This window comes from Streptomyces aurantiacus (assembly GCF_001418335.1).
GTDB classification, from domain to species: domain Bacteria; phylum Actinomycetota; class Actinomycetes; order Streptomycetales; family Streptomycetaceae; genus Streptomyces; species Streptomyces aurantiacus.
In genome coordinates, this window is the sequence record NZ_LIPP01000419.1 from 1 (window position 1) to 2,657 (window position 2,657).

Here is a 2,657-nt window from a genome sequence, read left to right on the forward strand (position 1 = left end):
AGACACCGGTGACGTCACCGGCGGCGTACACGCCGGGCGCCGTGGTCCTGGAGACCTTGTCGGTCCAGATGTGCCCGGACTCCTGGACCTTGACCCCGGCCTCCTCCAGGCCCATGCCGTCGCTGTTCGGGATGGCGCCGACGGCCATCAGGCAGTGCGAGCCGGTGATGACGCGGCCGTCGGCGAGCGCCACCTCGACCCGGTCCCCGACGCGCTTGGCGGACGCGGCGCGCGAGCGGGCCATGACGTTCATGCCGCGCCGCCGGAACACGTCCTCAAGGACGGCCGCCGCGTCCGGGTCCTCGCCCGGCAGCACGCGGTCGCGGCTGGAGACGAGGGTGACCCGCGAGCCGAGCGCCTGGTAGGCGCCGGCGAACTCGGCGCCGGTGACACCGGAGCCGACCACGATGAGTTCGTCCGGCAGTTCGTCGAGGTCGTAGACCTGGGTCCAGTTGAGGATCCGCTCGCCGTCCGGCTGCGCGTCGGCCAGTTCGCGGGGGTGCCCGCCGGTCGCGATGAGCACGGCGTCGGCGACGAGGGTCTCCTCGCTGCCGTCCGCGGCCCGTACGACGACCTTGCGCGACCCGTCCAGGGCCTGCATGCCCTCAAGACGTCCGCGCCCCCGCAGCACCCGCGCCCCGGCACGCGTCACGGAGGCCGTGATGTCGTGGGACTGGGCGAGCGCGAGCCGCTTCACCCGGCGGTTGACCTTGCCGAGGTCGACACCGACGACGCGCGCGGGCGAGTCGATGTGAGGAGTGTCATCGGCGACGATGATCCCCAGCTCCTCGTACGACGAGTCGAAGGTGGTCATCACCTCGGCCGTCGCGATGAGGGTCTTCGACGGGACGCAGTCGGTGAGCACCGACGCCCCGCCCAGACCGTCGCAGTCGACGACGGTCACCTCCGCGCCGAGCTGGGCGGCCACCAGGGCCGCCTCGTATCCGCCGGGTCCGCCGCCGATGATCACGATCCGAGTCACATGCTCCATTGTCCCGCACGCTTCAAGATGCTTCCGCCCGGGGGCTCCCTCCGGGTGTCGCCGATACGCGATCGGCGCGCGAGCGGTACGTGGCGAGTACTCCGTGAGTACGTCGCGAGTACGCCGTCACCGCGTGATCGGTGTGCGGTCGGGGGCTCCCGTCACGGGCGAGTCACACGCGTCCGCTGCCGTACCCTCGGTCCCATGTCGCTCTACGCCGCGTACGCCGGCAATCTCGACCCGCGGCTCATGACGCGCCGCGCCCCCCACTCGCCGCTGCGCGCCACGGGGTGGCTCAACGGCTGGCGGCTGACGTTCGGCGGCGAGCACATGGGCTGGGAGGGCGCGCTGGCGACGATCGTCGAGGCCCCGCGTTCCCAGGTCTTCGTGGCCCTGTACGACATCGCGCCCCCGGACGAGGAGTCCCTGGACCGCTGGGAGGGTGTCGGCCTCGACGTCTACCGGCGGATGCGCGTACGGATCCACACGCTGGAGGGCGAGGACTCGGCGTGGCTGTACGTCCTCAACGGTTACGAGGGAGGGCTTCCCTCGGCCCGCTACCTGGGCGAGCTGGCGGACGCGGCGGAGTCGGCGGGCGCCCCGCACGACTACGTGATGGAGCTGCGTAAGCGCCCCTGCTGACCCACGGGACACGCCGCCGGGACCGCCGACGAGGCGCCGACGAGGCGTTCGGAAGACCGTCTGCGGAACCACCGACAGAACCTCGGCGGAACCTCGACGGAACTCCGGCGGAAACAACAAGACAACGATCGCAAACCCGTGACCACCAACATCTACGCGCGTAGGCCCGAACCGGCTACCCTCATGCGCGTGAACGCATCTCTTCTTCCGGACGACATCCAGGGCGACCCGTACGCCGCCGCCGACGCCGCCGCCGCGCGCCTGCGGGAACTCTCGGGCGCCGAGACCCATGACGTCGCCCTCGTGCTGGGATCCGGCTGGGCGCCGGCCGTGGATGCCCTGGGCGAACCCGACGCCGAGTTCCAGGTCACGGACCTGCCCGGTTTCCCGGCTCCGGCGGTCGAGGGCCACGGCGGCAAGGTCCGCTCGTACCGGATCGGCGACCGGCGTGCGCTCGTGTTCCTGGGCCGCGTCCACTACTACGAGGGCCGCGGGGTCGCCGCCGTCACACACGGTGTCCGGACGGCCGTGGCCGCCGGCTGCAAGACCATCGTGCTGACCAACGGCTGCGGTGGGCTGCGCGAGGGCATGCGCCCCGGGCAGCCGGTCCTCATCAGCGACCACATCAACCTGACGGCGACGTCGCCGATCGTCGGCGCGAACTTCGTCGACCTGACGGATCTGTACTCGCCGCGGCTGCGGGCGCTGTGCAAGGAGATCGACGCGACGCTCGAAGAGGGTGTGTACGCGCAGTTCCCCGGGCCGCACTACGAGACGCCCGCGGAGATCCGGATGGCTCGGACCATCGGGGCGGACCTGGTCGGGATGTCGACGACGCTTGAGGCGATTGCCGCGCGGGAGGCCGGGGCGGAGGTGCTCGGCATTTCCCTGGTGACGAACCTCGCGGCCGGGATGACCGGGGAGCCCCTCAACCACGAGGAGGTGCTCCAGGCCGGGCGGGACTCCGCCACGCACATGGGAGCGCTCCTCACGCAGGTTCTGGAGCGCCTGTAGGTTTTCGCCCCCGCCGCCC

General features: G+C 71.6%; 3 protein-coding genes. 2 read left to right on the forward strand and 1 reads right to left on the reverse strand.

Annotated elements, in window-relative coordinates:
- Positions 1-991 (reverse strand): NAD(P)H-quinone dehydrogenase (locus tag AOK01_RS37435; RefSeq protein ID WP_055519677.1); only part of this gene is annotated, 991 nt, incomplete at its 3' end.
- 195 nt (positions 992-1,186) lie between these two features.
- On the opposite strand from AOK01_RS37435, the gene AOK01_RS37440 reads away from it, so the two are divergent.
- Complete coding sequence (locus AOK01_RS37440; protein WP_055519679.1) at positions 1,187-1,624, forward strand: gamma-glutamylcyclotransferase family protein; 438 nt, start codon at positions 1,187-1,189, stop codon at positions 1,622-1,624.
- Between the two features lie 189 nt (positions 1,625-1,813).
- Complete coding sequence (locus AOK01_RS37445; protein ID WP_055519681.1) at positions 1,814-2,638, forward strand: purine-nucleoside phosphorylase; 825 nt, start codon at positions 1,814-1,816, stop codon at positions 2,636-2,638.
- Positions 2,639-2,657 lie beyond the last annotated feature (19 nt).

Bases quoted from the DNA above. Each gene is read 5' to 3' on its own strand.
- AOK01_RS37440 (WP_055519679.1), top strand. From the start codon at position 1,187: ATGTCGCTCTACGCCGCGTACGCCGGCAATCTCGACCCGCGGCTCATG.